This is a genomic window from Photobacterium obscurum, assembly GCF_026191635.1.
In the GTDB taxonomy this organism is placed as follows: domain Bacteria; phylum Pseudomonadota; class Gammaproteobacteria; order Enterobacterales; family Vibrionaceae; genus Photobacterium; species Photobacterium obscurum.
Map to the genome: position 1 here is coordinate 1 of NZ_JAKRRW010000039.1, position 24,265 is coordinate 24,265.

At 49.1% G+C, this 24,265-nt stretch carries 22 protein-coding genes, 2 tRNA genes and 1 pseudogene; 14 read left to right on the top strand and 11 right to left on the bottom strand.

Annotated features, from left to right (window positions below; translation table 11 throughout):
* Positions 1-31: 31 nt before the first annotated feature.
* The 6 genes from MD588_RS25400 to lolB form a co-directional block, all read right to left on the bottom strand.
* Positions 32-108, bottom strand: a tRNA-Met gene (locus MD588_RS25400).
* Positions 109-414: 306 nt separating this feature from the next.
* A complete protein-coding gene (gene ychF, locus MD588_RS25405; protein WP_265700739.1) occupies positions 415-1,506 on the bottom strand; it encodes a redox-regulated ATPase YchF in 1,092 nt (363 codons plus the stop codon).
* 102 nt (positions 1,507-1,608) lie between these two features.
* Positions 1,609-2,199 carry an aminoacyl-tRNA hydrolase gene (gene pth / locus MD588_RS25410; RefSeq protein WP_075763233.1) on the bottom strand — a complete coding sequence of 197 codons (591 nt, stop codon included), beginning with the start codon at positions 2,197-2,199 and terminating at the stop codon, positions 1,609-1,611.
* Between the two features lie 159 nt (positions 2,200-2,358).
* A complete protein-coding gene (locus tag MD588_RS25415) occupies positions 2,359-3,306 on the bottom strand; it encodes a ribose-phosphate pyrophosphokinase (protein ID WP_265700740.1) in 948 nt (315 codons plus the stop codon).
* A gap of 32 nt (positions 3,307-3,338) precedes the next feature.
* A complete protein-coding gene (gene ispE, locus MD588_RS25420) occupies positions 3,339-4,202 on the bottom strand; it encodes a 4-(cytidine 5'-diphospho)-2-C-methyl-D-erythritol kinase (RefSeq protein WP_407676618.1) in 864 nt (287 codons plus the stop codon).
* Positions 4,203-4,210: 8 nt separating this feature from the next.
* Positions 4,211-4,858: a lipoprotein insertase outer membrane protein LolB gene (gene lolB, locus MD588_RS25425; RefSeq protein WP_265700742.1), complete on the bottom strand. Its 648-nt coding sequence runs from the start codon at positions 4,856-4,858 to the stop codon at positions 4,211-4,213.
* Between the two features lie 282 nt (positions 4,859-5,140).
* On the opposite strand from lolB, the gene hemA reads away from it, so the two are divergent.
* From hemA to MD588_RS25460, 7 genes are all read left to right on the top strand, one after another.
* Positions 5,141-6,403: a glutamyl-tRNA reductase gene (hemA, locus tag MD588_RS25430; RefSeq protein WP_265700743.1), complete on the top strand. Its 1,263-nt coding sequence runs from the start codon at positions 5,141-5,143 to the stop codon at positions 6,401-6,403.
* 56 nt (positions 6,404-6,459) lie between these two features.
* The gene (gene prfA / locus MD588_RS25435; RefSeq protein WP_265700744.1) at positions 6,460-7,548 is read left to right on the top strand and encodes a peptide chain release factor 1; all 1,089 of its coding nucleotides are present in this window, start codon (positions 6,460-6,462) and stop codon (positions 7,546-7,548) included.
* Positions 7,548-8,396 carry a peptide chain release factor N(5)-glutamine methyltransferase gene (gene prmC / locus MD588_RS25440; RefSeq protein ID WP_265700745.1) on the top strand — a complete coding sequence of 283 codons (849 nt, stop codon included), beginning with the start codon at positions 7,548-7,550 and terminating at the stop codon, positions 8,394-8,396. Before prfA ends, prmC begins: the two co-directional genes overlap by 1 nt.
* A gap of 12 nt (positions 8,397-8,408) precedes the next feature.
* Positions 8,409-8,789 (top strand): SirB2 family protein, encoded by a 381-nt coding sequence (locus MD588_RS25445; protein ID WP_265700746.1) that lies wholly within the window; start codon positions 8,409-8,411, stop codon positions 8,787-8,789.
* Positions 8,790-8,791: 2 nt separating this feature from the next.
* The gene (locus tag MD588_RS25450) at positions 8,792-9,601 is read left to right on the top strand and encodes a SirB1 family protein (RefSeq protein WP_265700747.1); all 810 of its coding nucleotides are present in this window, start codon (positions 8,792-8,794) and stop codon (positions 9,599-9,601) included.
* 121 nt (positions 9,602-9,722) lie between these two features.
* Positions 9,723-10,577, top strand: coding sequence for a 3-deoxy-8-phosphooctulonate synthase (kdsA, locus tag MD588_RS25455; protein ID WP_265700748.1), 855 nt, complete (start codon positions 9,723-9,725; stop codon positions 10,575-10,577).
* 479 nt (positions 10,578-11,056) lie between these two features.
* Positions 11,057-12,271: an aromatic amino acid transport family protein gene (locus MD588_RS25460; protein ID WP_265700760.1), complete on the top strand. Its 1,215-nt coding sequence runs from the start codon at positions 11,057-11,059 to the stop codon at positions 12,269-12,271.
* A gap of 138 nt (positions 12,272-12,409) precedes the next feature.
* Here MD588_RS25460 and MD588_RS25465 read toward each other — a convergent pair.
* From MD588_RS25465 to MD588_RS25475, 3 genes and pseudogenes are all read right to left on the bottom strand, one after another.
* Positions 12,410-12,622: pseudogene (locus MD588_RS25465) on the bottom strand (methyl-accepting chemotaxis protein); the annotation flags it as partial.
* 80 nt (positions 12,623-12,702) lie between these two features.
* The gene (locus tag MD588_RS25470; protein ID WP_265700749.1) at positions 12,703-14,586 is read right to left on the bottom strand and encodes a methyl-accepting chemotaxis protein; all 1,884 of its coding nucleotides are present in this window, start codon (positions 14,584-14,586) and stop codon (positions 12,703-12,705) included.
* A 235-nt stretch (positions 14,587-14,821) separates the two neighbouring features.
* Entirely contained in the window at positions 14,822-16,702 is a 1,881-nt protein-coding gene (locus tag MD588_RS25475) for a methyl-accepting chemotaxis protein (protein ID WP_265700750.1), read from the bottom strand.
* 234 nt (positions 16,703-16,936) lie between these two features.
* On the opposite strand from MD588_RS25475, the gene MD588_RS25480 reads away from it, so the two are divergent.
* The 6 genes from MD588_RS25480 (at position 16,937) to MD588_RS25505 (ending at position 22,995) form a co-directional block, all read left to right on the top strand.
* The gene (locus MD588_RS25480; protein WP_265700751.1) at positions 16,937-18,295 is read left to right on the top strand and encodes a Na+/H+ antiporter NhaC family protein; all 1,359 of its coding nucleotides are present in this window, start codon (positions 16,937-16,939) and stop codon (positions 18,293-18,295) included.
* Between the two features lie 364 nt (positions 18,296-18,659).
* Entirely contained in the window at positions 18,660-20,333 is a 1,674-nt protein-coding gene (gene ushA, locus MD588_RS25485) for a bifunctional UDP-sugar hydrolase/5'-nucleotidase UshA (RefSeq protein ID WP_265700752.1), read from the top strand.
* A gap of 137 nt (positions 20,334-20,470) precedes the next feature.
* On the top strand, positions 20,471-20,944 hold the full coding sequence (ybaK, locus tag MD588_RS25490; protein WP_265700753.1) for a Cys-tRNA(Pro) deacylase: 474 nt from the start codon (positions 20,471-20,473) through the stop codon (positions 20,942-20,944).
* A gap of 33 nt (positions 20,945-20,977) precedes the next feature.
* A complete protein-coding gene (locus tag MD588_RS25495; RefSeq protein WP_265700754.1) occupies positions 20,978-21,373 on the top strand; it encodes a lysozyme inhibitor LprI family protein in 396 nt (131 codons plus the stop codon).
* 5 nt (positions 21,374-21,378) lie between these two features.
* A complete protein-coding gene (locus MD588_RS25500) occupies positions 21,379-22,299 on the top strand; it encodes a LysR family transcriptional regulator (RefSeq protein ID WP_265700755.1) in 921 nt (306 codons plus the stop codon).
* Between the two features lie 81 nt (positions 22,300-22,380).
* Positions 22,381-22,995 (top strand): LysE family translocator, encoded by a 615-nt coding sequence (locus MD588_RS25505; protein ID WP_265700756.1) that lies wholly within the window; start codon positions 22,381-22,383, stop codon positions 22,993-22,995.
* A 56-nt stretch (positions 22,996-23,051) separates the two neighbouring features.
* Here the strand turns inward: MD588_RS25505 and smrA are convergent, their stop codons facing one another.
* A complete protein-coding gene (gene smrA, locus MD588_RS25510) occupies positions 23,052-23,633 on the bottom strand; it encodes a DNA endonuclease SmrA (protein ID WP_265700757.1) in 582 nt (193 codons plus the stop codon).
* 128 nt (positions 23,634-23,761) lie between these two features.
* Entirely contained in the window at positions 23,762-23,902 is a 141-nt protein-coding gene (locus MD588_RS25515; RefSeq protein WP_265700759.1) for a DUF3149 domain-containing protein, read from the bottom strand.
* A 268-nt stretch (positions 23,903-24,170) separates the two neighbouring features.
* On the opposite strand from MD588_RS25515, the gene MD588_RS25520 reads away from it, so the two are divergent.
* Positions 24,171-24,247 (top strand) — tRNA-Pro (locus tag MD588_RS25520).
* The last annotated feature ends 18 nt before the right edge of the window (positions 24,248-24,265 follow it).

Consider the following 24,265-nt stretch of genomic DNA (forward strand, 5'->3'; position numbering starts at 1 on the left):
GTGTTTTACATCATTCCTGCAAGAGGAAAGATGGTGGCTACGACGGGATTCGAACCTGTGACCCCATCATTATGAGTGATGTGCTCTAACCAACTGAGCTACGTAGCCATTTTTTATCCCCTTAAACTTGGCCGTTTAACTTGCCGCTGTCTTGGGAACGGGGCGCATTATGCTCATCCCAGCAAAAACCGTCAACAGTTTTTTTTAATATCTTCCGAAAATCCGTTTGTTCGATTGATATTTGGGCGAAATGCGTAAATGCCATGCTGGAACACCATTTTTCAATAGAAAAATCGGGAAAATGAGACCCTTGTCAGCATTAAGGGGCGTTGCTAGGAGAGTAAAAAATAAGCCAGCAACAATGCTGGCTTATTTGAACGAAAGCTAGATACTTAACGTAATGCGATAACTGCGTTATACGTTGAAGCGGAAGTGAACGACATCGCCGTCTTTAACAATGTAGTCTTTACCTTCAAGACGCCATTTACCCGCTTCTTTGGCACCGCTTTCACCTTGGAATTCGATGAAGTGGTCATAGCCAACAACTTCTGCACGAATAAAGCCTTTTTCAAAGTCGGTGTGGATCTTGCCCGCAGCTTGTGGTGCTGTCGCACCAACAGGGATAGTCCATGCACGAACTTCTTTAACACCGGCAGTGAAGTAGGTTTGCAGTGCCAGCAGCTCGTAGCCAGAACGGATCACACGGTTCAGGCCAGGTTCTTCGATACCCATATCAGCCAGGAACTCTTCACGATCAGCATCGTCAAGTTCGGCAATCTCAGATTCGATAGCCGCACATACAGGAACAACAACCGCGTTTTCTTTTGCTGCGTGCTCACGAACCATGTCTAGGTATTCGTTATCCTCGAAACCATCTTCGCTTACGTTAGCGATGTACATAGTTGGTTTCAGTGTCAGGAAGTTCAGGTAGCTGATTGCTGCAACTTCTTCTTTAGCCAGTTCAACAGAGCGAACCATACCGCCTTCCGTTAGGGTAGGTAGTAGTTTTTCTAGTACCGCGATTTCGAATTTCGCGTCTTTGTCACCGCCCTTGGCACGCTTAGCCTGGCGCTGAATCGCACGCTCACAAGTATCAAGATCAGACAGAGCAAGCTCTAGGTTGATCACTTCGATATCTTCTAGTGGGTGGATCTTACCAGCAACGTGGACGATGTTGTCATTTTCGAAACAACGGACAACATGGCCGATTGCATCTGTTTCACGGATATTTGCCAGGAATTTGTTACCTAGGCCTTCACCTTTTGATGCGCCGGCAACGAGGCCCGCGATATCAACGAATTCCATCGTCGTAGGTAGTACGCGCTCAGGATTGACAATCTCCGCCAGTGCATCCAAACGAAGATCTGGCACAGGTACAACGCCGGTGTTTGGCTCGATAGTACAGAACGGGAAGTTCGCTGCTTCGATACCCGCTTTTGTCAAGGCGTTGAATAGTGTGGACTTGCCTACGTTTGGCAGGCCCACGATTCCGCATTTAAAACCCATGGTTGGAAACCCTTTTGGTGATTATTCGGTGAAACAACTTTGCGAATTACATTACCCAAGTATTGTAAAGCACAGAGTGAGAACAAATTAGAGTGACTGCAGTTATTCTGCTTTGAATGAGTGCAGTCGATTTTGCGCCTTGTTAAGGCCATCTTTCAGCAGTACATCCATGCAACGAACCGCTTCATCAACGGCTGCATCGATATTGCCCTGCTCTTTGGCCGGCGCCTTGCCCAGTACAAAACCGGACACTTTGTTTTTGTCGCCCGGATGGCCAATGCCAACTCGCAGACGGTAGAAATCTTTGTTATTGCCCATTTTGCTGATGATATCGCGCAGGCCGTTATGTCCGCCGTGGCCTCCGCCCTTTTTGAACTTGGCCACGCCTGGTGGTAAGTCCAACTCATCGTGTGCGACTAAGATCTCTTCTGGCTTAATCTGATAGAAGTTAGCCAGTGCTGCCACGGATTTACCTGATAGGTTCATAAACGTGGAAGGGATCAACAAGCGAAGATCATGGCCGTTGGCCTGGATCCGGCCAGTTTGGCCAAAGTACTTTGATTCTTCTCGTAGGCTAATATTATGGACACGGGCCAGTTCTTCTACTACCCATGCACCCGCATTGTGACGGGTTTTAGCATACTCGGCACCAGGGTTTGCCAGGCCAACTAATAGTCGAATATTGTTACTCACGCTAGTCTCTCAAGTCTTAGGGGGCTTAAAACGCGCGCTATGTTATACCAAAGCGAGCAAGATTGATATCTTCGGACGAAAAACGCCCCGCTTGATGCGGGGCGTTTGGATTCTATCGCAATGCCGAACCGTTCGACAAACCGTTCGGTATATGGGCGATTAGTGCTCGAACATCGCAGAGATAGACTCTTCGTTGCTGATGCGACGAATTGCTTCAGCTAGCATGCCGGACAGTGTCAGAACAGAAACACGACCGGTGTCTACCATGTCCTGAGACAGTGGGATTGAGTCAGTCACGATCACTTCGTCGATTACTGATTCTCTGATGTTCTGTGGGGCGTTACCTGAGAATACCGGGTGAGTTGCGTAAGCGAATACACGCTTAGCACCACGCTCTTTCAGTGCTTCTGCTGCTTTGCACAGTGTACCGCCGGTGTCGATCATATCGTCAACAATCACACAGTCACGGCCTTCAACGTCACCGATCAGATGCATTACCTGTGAAACGTTGGCACGAGGACGACGCTTGTCGATGATTGCGATATCGGTGTCATCAAGCAGTTTTGCGATAGCACGTGCACGTACAACGCCACCGATATCAGGAGAAACAACAACTGGATCTTCCAGTTTCTTCGCCAGGATATCTTCAAGTAGTACTGGGCTACCGAATACGTTATCTACTGGTACGTCGAAGAAGCCTTGGATTTGCTCTGCGTGCAGGTCAACAGTCAATACTCGGTCAACACCGACGTTTGACAGGAAGTCGGCAACGACTTTAGCAGTAATTGGCACACGAGCAGAACGGACGCGGCGGTCTTGGCGGGCATAACCGAAGTAAGGAATAACAGCGGTAATACGGCCTGCAGAAGCACGGCGTAGTGCATCGATCATTACAACCAGTTCCATCAGGTTGTCATTGGTTGGCGCACAAGTTGATTGAATGATAAATACGTCGCTACCACGAACGTTTTCATTAATCTGAACACAGACTTCACCGTCGGAAAAACGGTTAACTGTTGCGTCTCCTAGAGAAATGTAAAGACGATCAGCAATGCGTTGGGCTAGTTCTGGTGTTGCGTTACCAGCAAACAGCTTCATATCAGGCACGGTGGAAACCTCAGGTTGCGTCCAAGTTGTAGTTACTGACAATCCGTAGAATGTGCGTTCAAGGCTGTCAAAAGGGGAGATGTGTTGACACCTTTTGCGACAAATCCTTGGAGCCAGTCAGGTAATTTTTTCAGTGTTGCAATGGCTTCTTGATGAGTGCTAAATTCAGCAAACACACAAGCGCCAGTGCCAGTCAATCTTGACGGCGCGTATTCTAACAGCCACGAAAGCGCCTTATCAACCTCGGGGTGCAGTCTTCTGACGATTTTTTCGCAATCGTTTTCGTAAACCCCCGCCAACAGGGCATCCAACTGACGTTTTTCGGTGTCACGCGTTAATTCCGGATGGGTGAAAATATCGACAGTTGCGATGCTTACATCCGGTTTGGCGACCAAATACCATCTTTCTTGTGGCTCGGCTGGCTGGAGTTTTTCCCCGACGCCCTCGGCAAAGGCGCTAAACCCGCGGACAAAGACTGGCACGTCAGCGCCGAGCTTCAGGCCGATCTCAGCCAGTTCATCAACGCTGAGCTGGGTTTGCCACAGGTAATTTAGGGCGACCAGCGCGGTTGCGGCATTGGATGAACCGCCACCGAGGCCTCCCCCCATCGGCAGAATTTTATCGAGATGGATATCTGCGCCAGCCTGTATCCCTGCAGCCTTGCGTAGGGCATCGGCTGCACGATAGATCAGGTTATCTTCCGTTGCGACCCCTTCGATAGCAGGTGATAGATTGATAATGCCGGATTCGTTGGCGGTGATTGTCAGGGTGTCACTGTGTTCCAGAAACTGAAATAGGGTCTGCAGCTCGTGGTAACCATCAGGGCGGCGGCCGGTAATGTAGAGAAACAAATTCAGTTTGGCCGGAGCAGGCCAGCTTGTCGTGCGGGTGATCATAAAACGGCTCATTGTAATTTACGGTTGTTATCGTTGATTAGCCACTCGTAGATAACGAGGGTAATACGCACATCCCCTTGCGTCAGTACCATTCGCTTGGGCAGGGCAGGGGTTACAGAGTAGTCATATTCGTTATAATCGAGTTGCCAAAGCTGGTTATCAATCTGCTTGGCCAGGTAGGCGACGCGGTTTTCGCTGTTTAGCTGGTAGGTATCGGCTGCCGTTGGCAGGCCAATTAACCAGTCACGCATCTGCTCGACGGGCAGGTTAATGTCGGTTAGCTGCTGAATAAGCACAGAAGCATTCGTTCCCTGGTGGGTTTTTCCATCATGAGAGATCAGCGTGGCCCGGATCGGGGTGGCGTCGAGCTTCAGCAAAGTTTTGCCGAGGAAATTCGTCAGCAAGAGGTGATCATTTTGCGGGGCTGAGCGCCATAACAGGTTTGCACCGAAGCGTTGAGTTCCTTTATAGCCCAACTTTCCATTGGCCTGATATTGGCTTAGCTGTTGCAGAGATTGCTGGTGAGAATCCCAGTCAGTTTGTGGAATGGTTTTTGGTTGGGTGGCACAACCTGCAAGCAGAGATAACAATAGCGAAAGAGTAATTAGGCGCCGTGTCGAATCTAAAAATCCTCGGACAGATGAAATTGTTGGCATAATTAATAACTAACTGATGAGTTTGCGCAAACAATAGCGGTAATTGGGCAATAATACCAACTTCAACAATGAATTGCTTCTGTTTCGAATGGGGATAGACGACTACAGAGTGCTTCTAGGCGGTGATTAAAAAGCCCGCGAGGTAGTGATAAATGGCCTTTGAATGCTGACATTTGGTCAGTAATGCCATATTGATTACGTTAGTTTTCTTTAATTACGCTGGGGCATCAAGTAAAATCCCGCCCTGGATCTTTTTCACCGGCGAAGTGGTACACCGTCTCCATGACATTGCTTGCATTAGGTATAAATCATAAAACAGCCTCTGTGGATTTGCGCGAACGTGTTGCGTTTTCCCCGGAAAAGCTGACACAGGCATTGCAGCAGTTAGAAGCTCACCCGGAAGTAACCAGTGGCGTTATCGTCTCGACTTGCAACCGAACCGAGCTCTATTGTGATGTGACCCAGACCGGGCCGGGTATCTTGATTGACTGGTTGACCAAGTTCCATGACATTACGGCTGAAGAGCTGATGCCAAGCTTATACTTTCATGAGGAGCAAGCCGCCGTCCGGCATTTGATGCGTGTATCGTGCGGGCTCGACTCTCTGGTACTTGGAGAGCCTCAGATTTTAGGGCAGGTCAAACAGTCCTACTCCGATTCCCGTGACTATAATGCCGTTCACGGCATGCTGGAAAAATTGTTCCATAAGTCATTCACGGTCGCCAAAAGGGTGCGGACCGAAACGGATATTGGCGGCAACGCTGTTTCCGTGGCCTTTGCTGCCTGTACTCTAGCCAAGCAAATTTTTGAGTCGTTGTCAGATGCAACCGTACTGTTAGTCGGAGCCGGTGAAACCATTGAACTGGTAGCGCGGCACCTGGCCGAGCAAGGCTGTAATAAGCTGATTGTAGCTAACCGAACCAGAGAGCGTGCGGCTAATCTTGCCGAGGAGTTTGGGGCGGAAGTGATTGGCTTGCCGGAGATCCCTGAGCATCTACATCGTGCCGATATTGTGATTAGCTCGACAGCAAGCCCGTTACCGATAATCGGCAAAGGGATGGTTGAGAAAGCCATAAAAGCACGCCGCCATCAGCCGATGTTGCTGGTCGATATTGCTGTTCCTCGAGATATCGAGCAAGAAGTCGGTGAACTAAATGATGCCTACTTGTACACGGTTGATGATCTACACAGCATTGTGGAAAAGAATCGTGAGCAGCGCAAAGTCGCGGCGATCCAGGCCGAGGCGATCGTCAGCGAAGAAAGTGCCGCCTTTATGAGCTGGCTACGTTCACTGGAAGCGGTAGACAGCATTCGTCAGTATCGCTGCTATGCCGATGATATTAAAACTGAGTTGCTAAGCCGTAGCCTGCAGGCGATTGCCAATGGTAGCGAGCCCGAGAAAGTGCTGGCAGAGTTAAGCAATAAACTGACCAATAAACTTATTCATGCGCCAACCCGGGCGATGCAGCAGGCGGCTCATAATGGCGAGCCGGAAAAACTGGCTGTCATCCGTGAAACCCTGGGGCTGGAATCGTTCAAAAATTAATTCGAGGCAGTACGCAGTCGTACTGTCATTACCGGAACATTGTACGTAAGTCGATTATGAAACCTTCTATTTTAGTGAAATTAGAAACGCTGGTTGAGCGTTACGAAGAAGTCCAGCACCTGCTTGGCGATCCTGATGTGATCGGTGACCAGAATAAATTCCGTGCGCTTTCCCGCGAGTATTCTCAGCTGGAAGAAGTCACCAAGTGTTTCCAGGCTTATCAGCAGGCGAAAGAAGATCTCGAAGCTGCTGAAGAGATGACGAAGGAAGATGATCCGGAAATGCGCGAAATGGCCCAGGAAGAAGTGAAAGAAGCGAAAGCGGAAATCATTCGCCTGGAAGATGAGCTGCAGGTTCTGTTGATCCCGAAAGACCCGAATGATGAGCGTAACTGCTTCATTGAAATTCGTGCCGGTGCTGGTGGTGACGAAGCCGGAATCTTTGCCGGTGACCTGTTCCGTATGTACAGCAAATATGCTGAAAGTCGTGGCTGGCGTGTGGAAGTCATGAGTGCCAATGATGCCGAGCACGGTGGCTATAAAGAAATGATCGCCAAGGTGAACGGCGAAGGTGTTTATGGTGTACTGAAGTTTGAGTCTGGTGGTCATCGCGTTCAGCGAGTACCGGCAACAGAATCGCAGGGGCGTGTTCACACCTCGGCTTGTACGGTTGCTGTCCTGCCTGAAGTACCAGAAGCTGAGATCCCTGAAATAAATGCCGGTGATCTGAAGATTGATACCTTCCGTGCATCAGGCGCCGGTGGTCAGCACGTTAACACCACTGACTCGGCAATTCGTATTACTCACCTGCCAACTGGTATTGTGGTTGAGTGTCAGGATGAGCGTTCGCAGCACAAGAACAAAGCGAAAGCGATGTCGGTACTGGCGGCACGTATTATTCAGGCTGAAGAAGAAAGACGCCATGAAGCAGAAGCGAGCACTCGTCGTAACCTGTTAGGCTCTGGTGACCGTTCGGATCGTATCCGCACCTATAACTACCCACAGGGGCGTGTGTCTGATCACCGTATCAACCTGACAATCTACCGTCTGAACGAAGTGATGGAAGGTGATATGGATACCCTTATCCAACCTGTCTTGCAGGAACATCAGGCCGACCAGCTGGCAGCGATGGCAGAACAGAACTAATGTCGCTTTGCATTGAGGCGCTGTTGAAACAGACAGCGCAACAACTAGCCGAAGCGGGTTCTGACAGCCCGCAGCTAGATGCTGCAGTACTATTGTGCCACGTGCTCGACAAGCCGCGCAGCTACTTGCTGACCTGGCCGGAAAAAACACTCGACAGTGAACAGTCTGCTGCTTTTGAGGCAGTACTGCGTCGTCGTTTGGCTGGTGAGCCGGTTGCGTATATTGTCGGTGAGCGTGAATTTTGGTCGTTGCCGCTGAAAGTGGCGCCGCATACCCTGATCCCGCGTCCGGATACTGAACGCCTAGTCGAACTGGCATTGGATAAAATCCCTGCCCAGCCATGTTCGGTACTGGACCTAGGTACGGGGACCGGAGCAATTGCTCTGGCGATTGCCTCGGAGCGCCCGGATATCAGCGTGACGGGGATTGACCTGCGGCCGGAGGCTGCACAACTGGCTGAGGAAAATAGCCGCAACCTGCACATCACCAATACCCGCTTTACCGCTGGCAGCTGGTATAGCCCGCTGACGGCAGACGACAGCTTTGCCGTTATTGTCAGCAACCCCCCTTATATAGATAAAACCGACCCTCACCTGGATCAGGGAGATGTTCGTTTTGAACCCAAGACGGCCTTGGTTGCTGAAGAGCATGGCCTGGCCGATATTCGGGTGATTAGCGAGCAGGGCCGTCGATATCTGCAACAAGGTGGTTGGTTGTTGATGGAGCACGGCTTTGAGCAGGGCGAGGCGGTACGAAACATTTTACTGGAACTGGGATATAGCCAGGTCTCAACAGCACAGGATTATGCCGGTCTGGACCGCGTAACCATGGGCTGCTGGCAAGGATAGAGAGAGAATTATATGTACGCTGCGTTTAAACACCTTCACATGCTGGCAATTGCTTTAAGCGTTTTGCTGTTTACGGTTCGTTATTGCCTGATGATGGCAAACTCAACGTTGACCGAGAAAAAATTTCTCAAAGTCACACCGCATGTGGTGGATACCGTGTTGCTGCTGTCTGGTATCGCACTTATTTTTATCACAGGCTTTATGCCGTTCACCGAAGAAGCGAGCTGGCTAACACAGAAATTGAGTTGTGTGCTGGCGTATATCGCTTTGGGCTTTTTCACGTTGAAACACGGGAAAAACAAAGTGTTCAAGACCTTTGCGTTTTTCGGTTCGCTAGGTTGGGTGATGGCGGCTGCAAATATTGCCGTGACTAAATCATCGTTTCTGGGGTAATCATGTTACGTTTTACTGATGAAGAATTAGAGCAGATGGCGCTAGTGGAAGGCGCGCTGGAAATGACAGCGGCAGTCGATCCTGCCTTTCCTGCTGGCTGGGTTAGGCTGCAGTTGAAGAAACTGGCCCAAGAGGCAGAGCATGCCTTGATGGATGAGCTGAATCCACACTTGCGCTTGGAAGGTTTGATTCGTTTGTTCTACCGGGAATGGGGATTCCACGGTGACCATCAGCAGTATTTTTCCTCAGAAAATGTATTCTTGGATAAGGTGCTGGAACGTAAAAAAGGTATTCCGGTAAGCCTTGGAGCAATATTTTTATACCTTGCTCGACACCTTGAGCTGCCGGTCAGCAGTGTGGGTTTCCCGACTCAGTTTATTATCAAAGTCGATTGGTACAATGGCGAGCAGCAGTATATCAACCCGTTTGATGGCGAATACCTAAGCAAACGTACTCTGAGAGCGTGGTTAAAAGGCCACCGGGGGCCTTTTACTGAGCTTGAGGCTGAGCATCTGGAAGAAGCGGAAAACACCGATATTCTGGCGCGCTGGCTAACGGTAATGAAAAGCGCCCTGTTGCGCGAAGAGCACTTTGCTGATGCACTGCGCTGCAGTGATATGGCATTGGAGTTTCGCCCGGGAGATCCCCACGAAATTCGCGATCGCGGCTATATTTATCAGCAGTTAGACTGCAGCCATGTTGCTGCGATGGATTATGAGTATTTCATCGAGCAATGCCCTGAAGACCCTGCGGCTGAACTGCTAAAACTACAGGTGAAGGCACTTAATGAAGAGCCACTGACCCTACACTAGAGCCTATTCATCCTCCGGCAGGAAAGACGATAAAAGGTCTACAGGCCCTATGAATTCAGAGGTAATAACATTAGCTTTAGCGTCTGTTATTACGTCAACTTACAGAATGAGAAGAGAAAATATGATGGAACAAAAAGTTGTTCGAGTTGGTGATATCGATGTTGCTAACGATAAGCCGTTTGTCCTGTTTGGCGGTATGAACGTACTTGAATCTCGAGATATGGCGATGCAGATCTGTGAGAAGTACGTTGAGGTGACAGACAAGCTGGGTATTCCTTTTGTCTTCAAGGCATCATTCGACAAAGCGAACCGTTCTTCTGTTCATTCTTACCGTGGCCCGGGCATGGAAGAAGGGATGAAGATCTTCCAGGAGCTGAAAGATACTTTCGGCGTGAAGATCATCACTGATATTCACGAGCAGTATCAGGCTCAGCCAGTGGCCGATGTTGTTGATGTGATCCAGCTACCGGCGTTCCTTGCTCGCCAGACTGATCTGGTTGAAGCGATGGCGAAAACCGGCGCCGTGATCAACGTGAAAAAACCCCAGTTCATGAGTCCTGGTCAGGTTGGCAATATCGTTGAGAAGTTTGCCGAGTGTGGTAACGAAAACATCATTCTTTGTGAGCGTGGTGTGCTGCACGGTTACGATAACCTGGTTGTTGATATGCTGGGCTTTGATGTAATGAAGAAGGCGTCAAAAGGCAGCCCAATCATCTTTGATGTTACTCACGCGCTACAGTGCCGTGATCCACAGGGCGCGGCTTCTGGTGGTCGCCGTGAGCAGACGGTTGATCTGGCGCGTTCAGGTATTGCGACTGGTATTGCCGGTCTGTTCATGGAAGCTCACCCGAATCCTGATCAGGCGCGTTGTGACGGCCCATCGGCTTTCCCTCTGGATAAGCTTGAGCCGTTCCTGGCTCAGATCAAGCAGCTTGATGATCTGATCAAAGGCTTTGAACCAATCGAGATCAAATAACCCTTACCTTTATTGGTCTTATTTGTTCTGACTCGAAACGGCCCGGCAGGCTTCCTGCCGGGCCGTTTTTTTACTGAGAGCAAACTCGGGCGTCCAATCGAATCGTTTATACCAATTCCATTAATGATCTAACCAATTGATAAGAGAATTAGTGAATTGGGTATTTAATATATCGCTCAAAGCTCTATTTATGCCGTCTTTCTCTATCAAACCAATATTCTATGGTTAAAAAAAATGAGGTGGGTGAAAATTTGGTGAATTATTCTGGTTTTTATCCTCTGGCTGGTGACATTCATTATTCATTACATTAATGCTGGGCTATCTCGCTATGAGATGGCAAAAAACAAAGTGTGATGTTTGCCGGTCTCGCTGTGAGTATTTTATTTGGCATCGGTATACTCCGTGCCGAGTAAAATTTCGTAGATGTAGGATGTTGCGTGTCATTATCTCAAGATATACCTCTAAGCTATGCTGAGGGGATGGTTTCTCGTTGGAGTAAACACGATACTAGCTGGATGCTAAGTTTATTTGGTACCGCGGTTGGTGCCGGTATTTTATTTTTACCGATCAATATTGGTGCTGGTGGTTTCTGGTCGTTGGTGATCATGGCCTTATTAGCCGGCCCGATGACGTTTTTAGCCCATAGAGGGCTTGCCCGTTTTGTGCTGTCCTCGTCAAAAGCAAATGCTGATTTTACCGATGTGGTTGAAGAGCATTTTGGCGCGAGTGCAGGTCGTCTTATTTCACTGCTGTACTTCTTGTCTATTTTTCCTATTTTGTTGATCTACGGTGTGGGGCTGACTAATACGGTTAACAGCTTTATCGTTAATCAACTAGGGATGGCCGAGCCTTCGCGGATTGTGCTATCAGGTGTGCTGGTATTTGGCATGATTGCTATCATGATGGCTGGCGAAAAAGTGATGCTTAAAGCCTTCGAGGTGATTGTATATCCATTGGCCGCAATTCTGGCTGGCCTGTCGTTATACCTGATCCCAAATTGGCAAATGCCAGACTTATCAGCAATGCCTGAATGGGGTAGCTTCTCTGTAACGGTATGGCTTGCAATACCTGTGACGGTATTTGCGTTCAGTCATGCGGCAGCCATATCTAGTTTTGCCAATGCTCAGCGCCGCCATTACAACCAGCAAGCAGTGCAGAAATCAGAGCAAATCCTCAAGCGTACCTCGGTGATGCTGATCTCGTTTGTCCTGTTTTTTGTGTTCTCTTGTGTGCTAAGCCTAAGCCCGGAGCAACTGCTGGAAGCGAAGGCGCAAAATGTCTCTGTGCTGTCGTATTTGGCTAATATTCACAACAGCCCGTTTATTGTAGCCCTCGGCCCGTTGATTGCCTTTATTGCAATATCATCATCGTTCCTTGGTCACTTCATGGGTGCCCGTGAGAGCCTGAATGGTATGCTGCAAAAGCAAACCAAGATGGCACCTGCGAAACTGGACAAGCTGGGTATTGCGTTTATGTTTTTCGCAATCTGGTTTGCGGCGATCATGAACCCGAGCATTTTGGGCATGATGGAGGCTCTGTCAGGGCCGGTAATTGCAATGATCCTGTTTATCATGCCGATGCTGGCGGTCTACAAGGTTGACGCGCTGAAAGCACATCGCGGCAAATTCAGTACAATCTTTATCTTGGTGATGGGACTGCTGGCAGTATCAGCGATTGTATTTAATCTGATTTAATAAAGCGGTTCTAGGAAAAGAGGGCCCGAGGAAGAGCGTGAGTTCGACTTCCTTGAGGTTTTGGAATCCAGCCCCTTGATCTAAATAAGCGCCGTAGTGGATATCCACTACGGCGCTTTTTGTTACTGTGTTGTGCAGTTATACCTTAAAGCGATAGATTTTTTGTTGTAGCTCATGCGACAAGTTCGATAATTCTGCGGCTTGCTGAGCTGCTTCATCGGCTTTTGCTGCAAGTTCATCAGATACGTTACGGTTGCTTTCTGTGTTGCGGGTGTTCTCCGCTGTGACCGACGACTGCTCTTCGGCCGCAGAGGCAATCTGGGTTGCTAAATCGCTGATGTTGGTTACCGCTTGTGACAGGGACATTTATAACAAAAAAGCGGCTTTCCGAGGAAAGCCGCTTTTGCGTATGTTAATAATTTTTCTGTAACTTACAGTTTAAATCGGCTGATTTCCTGCTGCAGTTCGTGTGACAGGTGAGATAGCTCAGCTGCCTGTTTCGCCGCTTCATCGGCTTCTACCGCCAACTCGTTCGACACATCACGAATACTCTCACTGTTGCGAGTGATTTCCGAAGTAACCGAAGACTGCTCTTCAGCGGCCGAGGCAATTTGTGTCGCCATGTCGCTGATATTCGTCACTGCGTTGTTGATTTGCGACAGGCTGGCAGAGGCCGCGTTAGCATCGTCAACACTGGTTTCTGCTAAACGGCGGCTGTCTTCCATAATGCCGACGGCACGACCGGTAGTCTGCTGCAGGGTTTCAATCATCTGCTGAATTTCTTGTGTAGACGCGTGGGTACGCTGGCTAAGCACACGTACTTCATCGGCAACAACCGCGAAGCCTCGGCCTTGCTCACCGGCACGAGCCGCTTCAATTGCCGCATTCAGTGCCAGCAGGTTGGTCTGCTCAGCGATGCCCTGAATGGTCGACAGGATAGTGTTGATGCTCTGGGCATGGGTATTCAGTTCACCGATCACGCTCGTTGCAGTATCCACTTCAGTGGCAAGGCCTGTGATTGACTGCTGGCTTTGACTAACCTGAGTCGCACCATGTTCTGAAGCTTCGACAGTTTCGCTTGAGGTACGGGCGGTATTATCCGCATTACCGGCAATTTCTTGTGTCGCCGCCGCCATTTCATTGATTGCGGTCGCCACCATGTTGATTTCGTCCTGCTGGTGCTGGATACGGGTACTACGCTCTTCCGCCTGTGAAGCCGTAATATGGGCTTGCTGGGTCAGGGAGCTGGAGACTTCCTGCAGGCGAGTGACCATACCGTGCATATTGCCAACAAAGCGGTTGAAGTTATGGGCAAGCTGGCCGACTTCATCATCACTGCGTGGTTCAAGGCGCTGAGTCAGATCGCCTTCGCCAGTCGCGATTTCTGCCAAGGCTTGGGATACACGGCCGAGATCACGGAACAGGAAACCAACCAGCCATGCCACGGCGCTGACTACAACCAGCGTAATGATGATCGAAGTGATGATCAGCTGACGCAATAGGCTGGTGTGACTGGCCTCTTCCGTTGCACGATCCATCTCGATACCCAGGATCCACTCGGTACCTGGGACGTTGGCAAAGTACAGCAACTTCTCTTTACCGTCGATTGTCGCCGTTTCAATGCTGTTAGATTGGACTGCGGCCTCAATGCTCGCCATGCTCACGTTACTGCTGTAGCGGTTAATTGGCTGTAGCAGCAACGATTCATTCGGGTGAGCCAGGAAGGTATTATCCTGTTTGTTAATTAGCATGGCATAAGCATTGCTGCCCACATCGAGGTTGATCACATCATTGATCAACTGATCGATCAGTACGTCAGCACCGACAACACCAACCATTGTACCGCTTTTCATCACAGGCTCGGCAATCGTGACCAGCAGGGCATTGGTGATGGCATCACGGTATGCTGTTGTTACGATCTGCTTGCCTGCGTTCTGGGCATCGCGGTACCAAGGACGGGTACGAGGATCGTAGTCTGCGCGGTTACGTTCAGGGTGGGAGCGGTACATGCCACCGGCAGGTGTACCTAGGAAAATGTCATCAAAACCGCCGGCCTTACGTGCCTGTTGTAAAAACGGGACGACATTCGCTTCAGTGCTGTAATCATTGAATGCGGTAGCGATGTCTCTACGGACAGAGATCCACTCCGAAATTCCTTCCGTAGCCGCCTTGGCCAGGCTGTCTGCGCGGGAGTAGATACCACTTCGTGTTTGGTCAAAAAGTTGATCGGCAGCTAGCCAAGTTAGGGCGGTTGCCATTGCAACAACCGCGGACAAGCTGGCTCCAATGAGTTTTTGCTTTAATGTTAGTTTCATTTTTGTTCTCAAAGCCGGGGGAGAATGGTTCGGGTCGAGCGGATTTTATAGATTTTTTAACCAATATGCACGAGAAAGTGACGTGCTTCATAGAACTATTAATATAATGAAATAAAAGGTGTTTTTATTGACGGTTTTATGGTTTGCCGTCAAAAAAATGCCGCTAATGCGAGAGGCAATAGCGGCAGACTTAACTGTTTATAGCTTCGATTTCAGCGCGTTGATTTATCTTAGATCACAACTTGAAGCGGGCAATCTCTTCACGCAGGTGCGCCGATAGTTCAGAGAGTTGGCTGGCCTGAACGGTAGCATCATTAGCTTCATGTGCCAGCTGCTCGGATACTTCTCTAACGGCTTCGGTATTGCGGGTGATTTCCGAAGTAACCAAGGACTGTTCTTCGGCTGCGGAAGCAATCTGTGTGGCCATGTCACTGATCTGGTTTACTGACTGAGTGATGTGGTTGAGGCTGTCACTGGCAGAGGCCGCATCGGTGACACTGGTTTCTGCCAGCATTTTGCTGTCGCCCATAATCGAAACTGCTTCGGTTGTGGTCTGCTGCAGTGTTTCGATCGTTTGTTGGATCTCCTGGGTCGATGAATGGGTTCGTTGACTTAGGATCCGCACTTCATCGGCAACAACGGCAAAGCCTCGCCCTTGCTCACCAGCCCGGGCGGCTTCAATGGCGGCATTTAGCGCCAGCAGGTTGGTCTGCTCGGCAATATCCTGAATGGTAGAAAGAATACTATTAATATTCTGGGCATGTTGATTAAGCGCCTTGATAACTTCGGTGGCGTTATCAACCTCATGAGCCAGATTACTGATGGAATGCTGGCTCTTATCGACCTCTTCGGCACCGAGTTGGGCGTGAGTGACGGTTTGCTCTGACGTCTGAGCGGTGTTTTCAGCGTTGTTAGCGATCTCCTCAGTTGCAGTGGCCATTTCGGTAATCGCCGTCGCTACCATGTTGATTTCATCTTGCTGCTGTCGAATACGGTGGCTGCGTTTCTCGGCATGATTGGCCGTATCACTCGCTTGCTCGGCCAGTGAACCAGACATATTGTCCAGTCTGCTGATCATACCGTGCATATTATCGACAAAGCGGTTGAAGTTGTCGGCAAGCTGGCCGATCTCATCATTGCTGTTAGGCTGCAAGCGCAGAGTGAGATCGCCTTCGCCATTGGCAATGTCTGCCAGTGCCGCGGAGACTTTTCCCAGGTCTCGGAATAAGTAATTAATCAGCAATGATACAAGCAATACAGCAAGTAGTGTCCCGATAATACCCGCAATGATCAGGTTCTTGAGTAGCTGGTTATGACTGGCTTCTTCGGTTTGGCGATCCATCTCAACGGCAAAGATCCAATCGCTGCCGCCAATCTCGCCGAAATAGATCAGTTTTTCTCGTCCATTTTCTTCAAATATTTGAATACTTTGCTCAGCCATGGCCGTATTGATCTTAGCCATGCTCAGCTCCGGTGCCATAAGAGTCAGCGGTTGCAGTGTGAGTTGGTTATTGTGAGAGGCCATGATTTTACCTTGCTGGGTCAGCAATATCGCATGGGCATTCTGCCCAACATCATAGTTATTGATTGTATTTTGGAGTGACTTCAGGGTGATATCGGCACCAATGACCCCCAGTGTTTGCCCGCCGATACGAATAGGGACCGAAAAGGTTAGCATGGTCTGCCCATTGCTGACTCCCTTGTAAGGCGCTGAGGTGATGATTTCAGATGCTCGGATAGCCTGTTGATACCAGTCGCGGCTTCGGGCGTCAAAATTACTTAGTGGAGTGGTACTGCCAGCAAGAAACATCTGGCCATTTAGGTCAGCAAAAAAGACATCGTTAAATTTACCGACTTCTTTGGCGTGAATCATTACGGCTTGAAGCTGATCTAGATCGGTTGTATTGGCTGCAGAAGACAGTAGGGCCTTGTGTTCTTGCAACCAGTAGCCAATGGCGTTTGTGGCTACATTGCTTAGGCTGGTGGCACGCGCGTATATACCGCTGCGGCTTTGTGAAAAAAGTTCTTGGGCTGCGAGCCAGGTTAAGCCACTGGCAATAATTATGATGGCTGATAAGACACAGCCAAGTATTTTCTGTTTCAGTGTTAGTGTCATTGAAGCTGCTCTATTGATTTTATCGTATGGTGGACTGTATATATTATCGCTAAATGACAAGATATTCATCAAGTTTGTAAGCGAATGATCTTTATTGGCTTTATCGATGTATTGCGGAAGTCTGAATGTGGGTGATTAACTCAACATCTAGATGTTTAGACGTCTAGATGTTGACACATCTAGGGGTAAGTTTTAGTCTAGGGCAAATTTTAAAATAGATGTCCTGTAGTCATCATGTCGAACACAACACAACAATCAGCTCCAAATACCCCATCAGCGTTAGCGCTGTTGCCGCTGGGTATTTTTCTATCGTTATTCATTGGGGTCGGTAGCTATCTGACAATGCAAGGTGTGGACTTTGCTTTCTATCAGTTACCCGCTCCCGTTGCGGCATTACCTGCCGTTGTCGTAGCACTACTGTTGAGCAAAGAGAAGCTCAACAAAGCTATCGAACAGTTTCTGCGTGGTGTCGGCCATAGCGATATCATTGCAATGTGCATGATTTACCTGCTTGCCGGCGCTTTTGCTTCGGTTGCCAAAGCGACAGGAGGTGTTGACGCCACGGTTAACCTTGGTCTATCTATGCTGCCAGCAAGCATGATTTTGCCGGGTATCTTTGTGATCTCAGCCTTTATTGCGACAGCTATGGGTACCTCGATGGGGACGATTGCTGCAGTGGCTCCGGTAGCCCTCGGCATTGCCCAGGCTGCTGGTATGGATGTCGCCCTGACAGCAGGTGTGGTGCTGAGTGGTGCGATGTTTGGCGATAACCTATCTATCATTTCGGATACCACGATTGCATCGACCCGATCTCAGGGGTGCCAGATGAAGGATAAGTTCCGTGAAAATATTCGTATTGCCTTGCCGGCAGCTATTGTCGCGGTTGTCCTGTTTATGCTGAGCAGTACGCCGACAGAGGTACCGCCCGCTTCAGAGGTTGAATGGCTGAAGGTATTGCCTTATATCACTATTTTGGTATTGGCTGTTTCTGGTCTTAACGTGTTTGTGGTACTGAGTATCGGTATTTTGTTGGCTGGCAGCGTTGGCTTATTTGCCACTCCGGAATACAGCTTGTCTTCTTATGGTCAGGATATTTATGCCGGTTTTGGCAACATGCAGGAAATTTTCTTGCTGTCGATGCTGATTGGCGGGATCAGTGAGCTGATGCGACAGCAGGGTGGCCTGGCTTACCTGACACAGATGATCAGCCGTATCATTCGGGTGTTCAGCAAAGATCATAGTCAGGGCCAGAATTTGCGTGCCAGCGAATTGGGAATTGCCGGGCTAGTAAGTCTGACGAACTGCTGTACTGCGAATAATACCGTAGCAATCATTGTTTCGGGTGGTGTCGCGAAAGAGTTGGCAGAAGAGAATGGAGTAACACCACGTCGTTCAGCCAGTTTGCTGGATATCTTCTCTTGCGTTGTACAGGGTATCCTGCCGTATGGTGCACAGGCGTTGCTGCTAGGTTCGGTGTTTGGCCTTTCGCCATTAGAAGTGGTTAGCCACTCTTATTACTGTTTCTTCCTGGCGATTGCAGCGGTTGTAGCGGTGTTTGTAAAGCATCCTGCTCGTCAGCTGGCTACTGCTTGATGAATGAGTAAGACAATATTGCATAAAACCAAAGTCGCGGTTCATGCAATAAACCGAAAATGAACTCAGAAGCCCCGCAGATGCGGGGCTTTTTGTTGCCTGTTATCAGAGCATTATGAAAACTTACGAGCTGTAAAGTGATCTGCACAACAGATTGATGAAATCAAAACGCAAGCGGTAACCAATTAATTTAAACTGACGCTTACTGAAATAAATAATAACAGCTACTTATACCCTCAAGGGATGAGTGGTAGCAGCGGTTATCGCTCGGCGAACGCGTTAATAGAGCCTTTGGAATTTGTCGCTAAAGGTTACTTCCTACGTCGCTAGGCGAAAAATAATATAAACGGTTAAGGGGATCCCCATGAAGCAACGCTTATTTGCTAAAACAGCATTAACGGCGGCAGTACTTGCCACTTTAGCGGGTTGTGCGAGCCAGCCAGAAAGTGCAGCTCCGTCTTGGCAAGCAGATGAAACATATAAATTGACAATCCTTCACACCAATGACCACCACGGGCGTTTTTGGCAGAACCAGCATGGTGAATACGGCATGGCGGCACGCAAGACGTTGCTTGACCAGATCCGTGCTGAGGTGGCTGCAGAAGGTGGTACAGCGTTGCTTCTGTCTGGCGGTGATATTAATACGGGTGTGCCAGAGTCAGACTTACAAGATGCCGAGCCTGATTTCAAAGGCATGAACATGCTGGGTTACGATGCCATGGCGCTGGGTAACCACGAGTTTGATAACCCGCTGGAAGTACTGCGTAAGCAGGAGGAGTGGGCTGAATTCCCTATGTTGTCGGCAAACATCTACGACAAGGAAACCGGCGAGCGGATGTTCCAGCCGTACCAGATCTTTGAACAGCAAGGGATCAAGATTGCGGTTATTGGCCTGACAACGGAAGACACGGCGAAAATCGGTAACCCTGAATATATTGCTGGCGTAGATTTCCGTGATCCGAAAGCCGAAGCCAAGAAGCTGATTGCTGAGCTCGAGCAGACAGAAAAACCGGATGTGATCATTGCTGCCACCCATATGGGCCATTACGAAAATGGTAACCGCGGGGTGAACGCACCAGGTGATGTCGCACTTGCGCGTTATATGGATGAAGGTGACTTAGACATGATTGTAGGCGGCCACTCGCAAGAGCCGGTCTGCATGGAAGGTCCCAACATGTACAACAAGAGCTTCAAGCCGGGTGAGGAATGTAAGCCTGATCAGCAAAACGGGACTTGGATTGTACAGGCGCACGAGTGGGGTAAATACGTTGGTCGTGCAGACTTTGAATTCAAGAACGGTGAACTGCAGATGGTCAGCTATGACCTGATCCCGGTTAACCTGAAAAAGAAAGTGAAGCTGGCTGATGGCAGCAAGAAGCGTGTCTTTATCGAGGACGAAATAGTTCAGAACGAAGAAGTGAAAGCCTTCCTGACACCTTACCAGGAGCGTGGCCAGGAGCAGCTGAATATCAAGATTGCCGAATCGAACGGTAAGCTGGAAGGTGACCGCAATGTGGTACGTTTCCAGCAGACCAACCTGGGACGTCTGATTGCGGCTTCCCACATGGAACGCGCGAAAGCGGATTTTGCGGTGATGAACTCAGGCGGTGTGCGTGACTCTATCGCTGGCGGCGATATTACCTATAAAGATGTTCTGACGGTTCAGCCATTTGGTAATATCGTGACTTACACTGACATGAGCGGTGCCGAAGTGATGGACTACCTGAACGTGGTGGCAACTAAGCCAGTTGATTCAGGTGCCTACGCTCAGTTTTATGGTATTTCCATGACCGTTCAAAACGGCAAGGTAAGCAATGTGAAGGTGGGTGGCAAGCCATTGAGCCTAACTGATACTTATCGCTTTACGGTACCAAGCTTCAATGCCGCGGGTGGTGACGGTTACCCTAAGGTTGCCGAGCATCCAGGTCACGTCAATACTGGTTTTGTGGATGCAGAAGTATTGAAAGAGTACCTGCAGACTAACAGCCCGATTGATGTGAATAAATTCGCACCGAAAGGTGAGATGGTTTACAAGTAAGCCTTTAGTCTGACGTGCATGAAAGAGCATGTTGTTATGACTCTAAGCCTCGGCATCGTGCCGGGGCTTTTTTATGTGACAAGGTACTTGAAGGTTGGATATATTGATCTGAAAGAAGAAACCAGTCCGAGAGTGCAATGACTCCTGCAATTAATTTAGCGAAGAAGAAAAAAATCGATTACACCGTTCATCAATATGAGCATGATCCAGCCAATACTAACTTTGGCTTGGAAGCGGCAGAGGTGCTGGGCCAAGATCCGACCCGGGTTTTTAAGACCCTGCTATTCTCGTTAAACGGTGATCCTAAGAAACTGGCTGTGGCTATTGTGCCGGTGGCGGGCCTGTTAGATCTGAAAGCTGCGGCAAAAGCCGCAGGTGGCAAGAAAGCGGATATGGCCGATCCACAAATTGCTGAGAAAACGACAGGCTATATTGTCGGTGGTATCAGTCCGCTTGGGCAAAAAAAGCGCCTGCCGACGTTTCTTGATGCTTCGGCCGAACAGTTTGAAACCATCTGTGTCAGTGCCGGACGCCGGGGGCTGGAAATTGAGCTCGCGCCACAGGATCTGCTTTCTCTGACTCAAGGCCATTTTGCCTCGATCGCGAAATAAAACAGATCCAATCGTTCCGTTAGGAGGAAAGTTATGGTGATGTTAACTCGGTTAAGCTTAGGCCTCGTATTGTTTTCCGTACCCGTTGAGGCGTCTATTCTGACTCAATGTAGCGAGCATTCAGAGGGACACCAGGTACTAACAGTGTGTCTGGAAGAGGCTTATCAGCAGGCTGAGCTGCAATTGCTGACAACGGAAATAAAAGTGCTGAAGAATATGGCAGAGCTGGATGCGATAAGTTCTGCCGCTATCGGTGCAGAGGCCGCTTTTCAGCGAGCACAGTCGTCGTTTCGGGAATGGCGAGAGCAGCAGTGTCAATTTGTCAAGGCTAGCTACGGCTCTGGCAACGGCGCGGGGCAGGGATACCTAGACTGCTTGTATACTTTAACAAATGAGCAGGAGCGGCGTCTGAATGAATACACGAAGTAGGTAGTATGAGCCAAAATATTAATTTAAACCTGCTTCGTACCCTCAAGGTATTATTGGATGAATGCCATGTTAGTCGCACGGCGGAGCGGCTGTTTATTACTCAGTCTGCGGTTAGTCGTCAGCTGAACCAGCTACGGGAGTTGTTTAATGATCCCCTGTTGGTGCGTGATGGAAATCGCTTGCTGCCAACCCCAAAAGCTGAGCAGCTTCAGCAAAAGCTTGGCGGGTTACTGGCGGATTGCCAGGCACTATTTGCCAGTGATGAATTTGATCCGGAGACTTGGCAGGGTAATGTTGTATTGTCCTCTTCCGATTATGTTGCGCAGTATATTTTACCTGATATTGTCGAGCGGCTTCAGCAGCAGGCGCCAAAGTTAAGTCTTGCCTATCAGCTATGGTTGCCGGATCAGCTTGATCAGTTGGCAGATCTGGATATCCAGCTCGTTTCTACCATGCTTCCTCAGATCCCCGATGGCCTGTGTGGGAGTTCGATCGGAGCGGATTATCCGGTATGCGTAATGCGCCGCGATCACCCGCTGGCAGGAAAGCAAGCCCTGAGTGTCGATGATTTTGTGCAATACAGTCATCTAAAAGTGTCTGGTGGCGGCGATAAAGACAGCTTTGTCGACAGGAACCTGGCGGAGCTGGGCTTGGAGCGAAATATTCAATTTTCGGTTCCCTTTTTTACCTCCGCTTTTCACACGCTTTGTCGTACCGATATGCTTATGGTGATCCCTGAGCATATCGCTTTCAACATGCAACACTTGTTCTCTATTAGCTATGTACCGTTACCGATTCCTGTTACCGAGCATAAATACTGGCTGCTCTGGCACCCACGGTTTGATAGTGACCCGGCACACTGTTGGCTGAGGGAGCAGGTGTTGAGCGTGATGCGAGGCTCAATGTACTCCATTACTATGACTTAAAATCATAACTAAGATGATTTCTTTTGATTTCAGCTAATGGCTGCTGGCTGTTACCTTGGGTTCAAACTTAAGGAGTAAATGATGACATTCAGTATTTGGCTTTCGCTATTAATGATCAGTATCCTCGGCGCTATGTCACCGGGGCCGAGCTTGGCTATGGTGGCTAAACATAGCCTTGCAGGCGGCAGGTTGCATGGGGTGGTAACTTCGTGGGCGCATGCATGTGGTGTTGGTTTCTATGCGTTGCTGACATTGCTGGGCCTGGCTGTATTGCTTCAGCAGTCACCGACTGTATTTTCGGTTATTACTTATGCTGGGGCTGCATATCTTGCTTATCTTGGTGTGAACGCATTGCGTTCGAAAGGGGGAGTCGCAGCAAAACTGGCGGCTGGCGAACCAGCCAGCTTACTAGAGGCGGCGCGTGACGGGCTGATGATTTCACTGCTGAATCCGAAACTGGCTTTGTTCTTTATCGCTTTGTTTAGTCAGTTTGTAGCTGTTGGCACAGAAATGACTAGTCGGGCAGTGATTGTGGCAACGCCGCTGTTGGTGGACGGATTATGGTATACCTTAATTGCCTTCGTGCTTTCTAATCCTAAGGTACTGGACAAATTACGTCTCAAGGCACAATTGATTGACAGGCTATCGGGTGTTGTTCTGATTTTGCTGGCCTTGCGGGTGGTGGTACTGGCATAAGGGATATAGCGATAATTAAGAGGAGCCAAGGCTCCTCTTTTTTGATCATGGTAATATCAGCTTTGGCGTTTCTGGTGCCTTTCACGGTTTTCTAATTTACGTTCAGGGCTCTTTTTCAACATGATGTAAAGGGCGCCATTGCCACCATGTTGGCGCAATGCTGAGTGGAAGCACATGACATCGGAAATTTGCTCCAACCAGGTGGCGACATAACTTTTCATCAGCGCGGGCGGATTAGAGCGTTCGCCTTTGCCATGGACGATAATTACGGTGCGAATATCCAAGCGCTGACATTGCTTTAGGAAAGTAAGCACTTCGTCGCGGGCTTGTTTCAAGGTCTTACGGTGTAAGTCAAGCCGTGCCTGAATTTCATATTTACCGAGACGCATCTTACGGAAAACACCTTCCTGCACACCATCACGTTTAAACTCAACCATGTCATCGGGCTTGAGCATGGTTGCATGGTCGAGTGACAAGTACTCAGGATCGCTGTCTGACAGTGTTTGCGCTGCGAGTCTACGGGCGAGTTGAGCTTCAGTAACGCGATGTTTCTGAACTGTTTCAACCTGGTCTTGTTTGAGTGGCGCGACATCGGCCATCATCTCACGGAAGAGATCGAGTTCATTGTTATCTGACATGGTGGTTCGGAATCTGACTATGGTAAAGCGATTATACCAATTTCATTCCGATGCGGGCAGAAAAAGAAATCCAGGGTCAAGACCGACACTTTGACCCTGGTGCAAGCAAATTACTTTGCTAAATGGCTCTAGTGAGGAGATGGTGCCGATAGTACTTTGTAAACAAAGTAGCCACCGAAAAATAACATTAATCCCAAGGTAATAAAGATCACGATCATTGAAGACAGGCCTATGGCATTGCCAAATAGAAGCTCTAGCCAGAAATCCATACTAAATCCTTAAAGTCGTGGGATAATGGCTACAAGATAACCAATGAAACGAAATTGTTACGATGATCTGGATCAATGGTAGGCGGATTGTTTAATAAGTGTTCCCTGGGGTGCGCCAGAGATCACTTAACTGCTAGTTTTTTCTTGGTTTTGCTGCTTAGATGAGCAAACAAATTCAGAATAGAAAAAAATCTGGCTTAAGACTTGCGTTAATTTAATTGCTGAGTATTATAAGCGGCCTCAGCATTGAGACTGCTGATGACAACGTCGGTGAATAGCGCAGCTTGGTAGCGCATCTGGTTTGGGACCAGAGGGTCGGGGGTTCGAATCCCTCTTCACCGACCACTCTTTAATCTGTTGGGC

Bases quoted from the DNA above. Each gene is read 5' to 3' on its own strand.
- MD588_RS25505 (WP_265700756.1), top strand. From the start codon at position 22,381: ATGACATTCAGTATTTGGCTTTCGCTATTAATGATCAGTATCCTCGGC.
- lolB (WP_265700742.1), bottom strand. From the start codon at position 4,858: ATGCCAACAATTTCATCTGTCCGAGGATTTTTAGATTCGACACGGCGC.
- MD588_RS25515 (WP_265700759.1), bottom strand. From the start codon at position 23,902: ATGGATTTCTGGCTAGAGCTTCTATTTGGCAATGCCATAGGCCTGTCT.
- ychF (WP_265700739.1), bottom strand. From the start codon at position 1,506: ATGGGTTTTAAATGCGGAATCGTGGGCCTGCCAAACGTAGGCAAGTCC.
- ushA (WP_265700752.1), top strand. From the start codon at position 18,660: ATGAAGCAACGCTTATTTGCTAAAACAGCATTAACGGCGGCAGTACTT.
- MD588_RS25500 (WP_265700755.1), top strand. From the start codon at position 21,379: ATGAGCCAAAATATTAATTTAAACCTGCTTCGTACCCTCAAGGTATTA.
- prmC (WP_265700745.1), top strand. From the start codon at position 7,548: ATGTCGCTTTGCATTGAGGCGCTGTTGAAACAGACAGCGCAACAACTA.
- MD588_RS25470 (WP_265700749.1), bottom strand. From the start codon at position 14,586: ATGAAACTAACATTAAAGCAAAAACTCATTGGAGCCAGCTTGTCCGCG.
- hemA (WP_265700743.1), top strand. From the start codon at position 5,141: ATGACATTGCTTGCATTAGGTATAAATCATAAAACAGCCTCTGTGGAT.
- ybaK (WP_265700753.1), top strand. From the start codon at position 20,471: ATGACTCCTGCAATTAATTTAGCGAAGAAGAAAAAAATCGATTACACC.
- MD588_RS25475 (WP_265700750.1), bottom strand. From the start codon at position 16,702: ATGACACTAACACTGAAACAGAAAATACTTGGCTGTGTCTTATCAGCC.
- prfA (WP_265700744.1), top strand. From the start codon at position 6,460: ATGAAACCTTCTATTTTAGTGAAATTAGAAACGCTGGTTGAGCGTTAC.
- smrA (WP_265700757.1), bottom strand. From the start codon at position 23,633: ATGTCAGATAACAATGAACTCGATCTCTTCCGTGAGATGATGGCCGAT.
- MD588_RS25460 (WP_265700760.1), top strand. From the start codon at position 11,057: ATGGTTTCTCGTTGGAGTAAACACGATACTAGCTGGATGCTAAGTTTA.
- MD588_RS25445 (WP_265700746.1), top strand. From the start codon at position 8,409: ATGTACGCTGCGTTTAAACACCTTCACATGCTGGCAATTGCTTTAAGC.
- MD588_RS25495 (WP_265700754.1), top strand. From the start codon at position 20,978: ATGGTGATGTTAACTCGGTTAAGCTTAGGCCTCGTATTGTTTTCCGTA.
- MD588_RS25450 (WP_265700747.1), top strand. From the start codon at position 8,792: ATGTTACGTTTTACTGATGAAGAATTAGAGCAGATGGCGCTAGTGGAA.
- ispE (WP_407676618.1), bottom strand. From the start codon at position 4,202: ATGATCACCCGCACGACAAGCTGGCCTGCTCCGGCCAAACTGAATTTG.
- MD588_RS25480 (WP_265700751.1), top strand. From the start codon at position 16,937: ATGTCGAACACAACACAACAATCAGCTCCAAATACCCCATCAGCGTTA.
- kdsA (WP_265700748.1), top strand. From the start codon at position 9,723: ATGATGGAACAAAAAGTTGTTCGAGTTGGTGATATCGATGTTGCTAAC.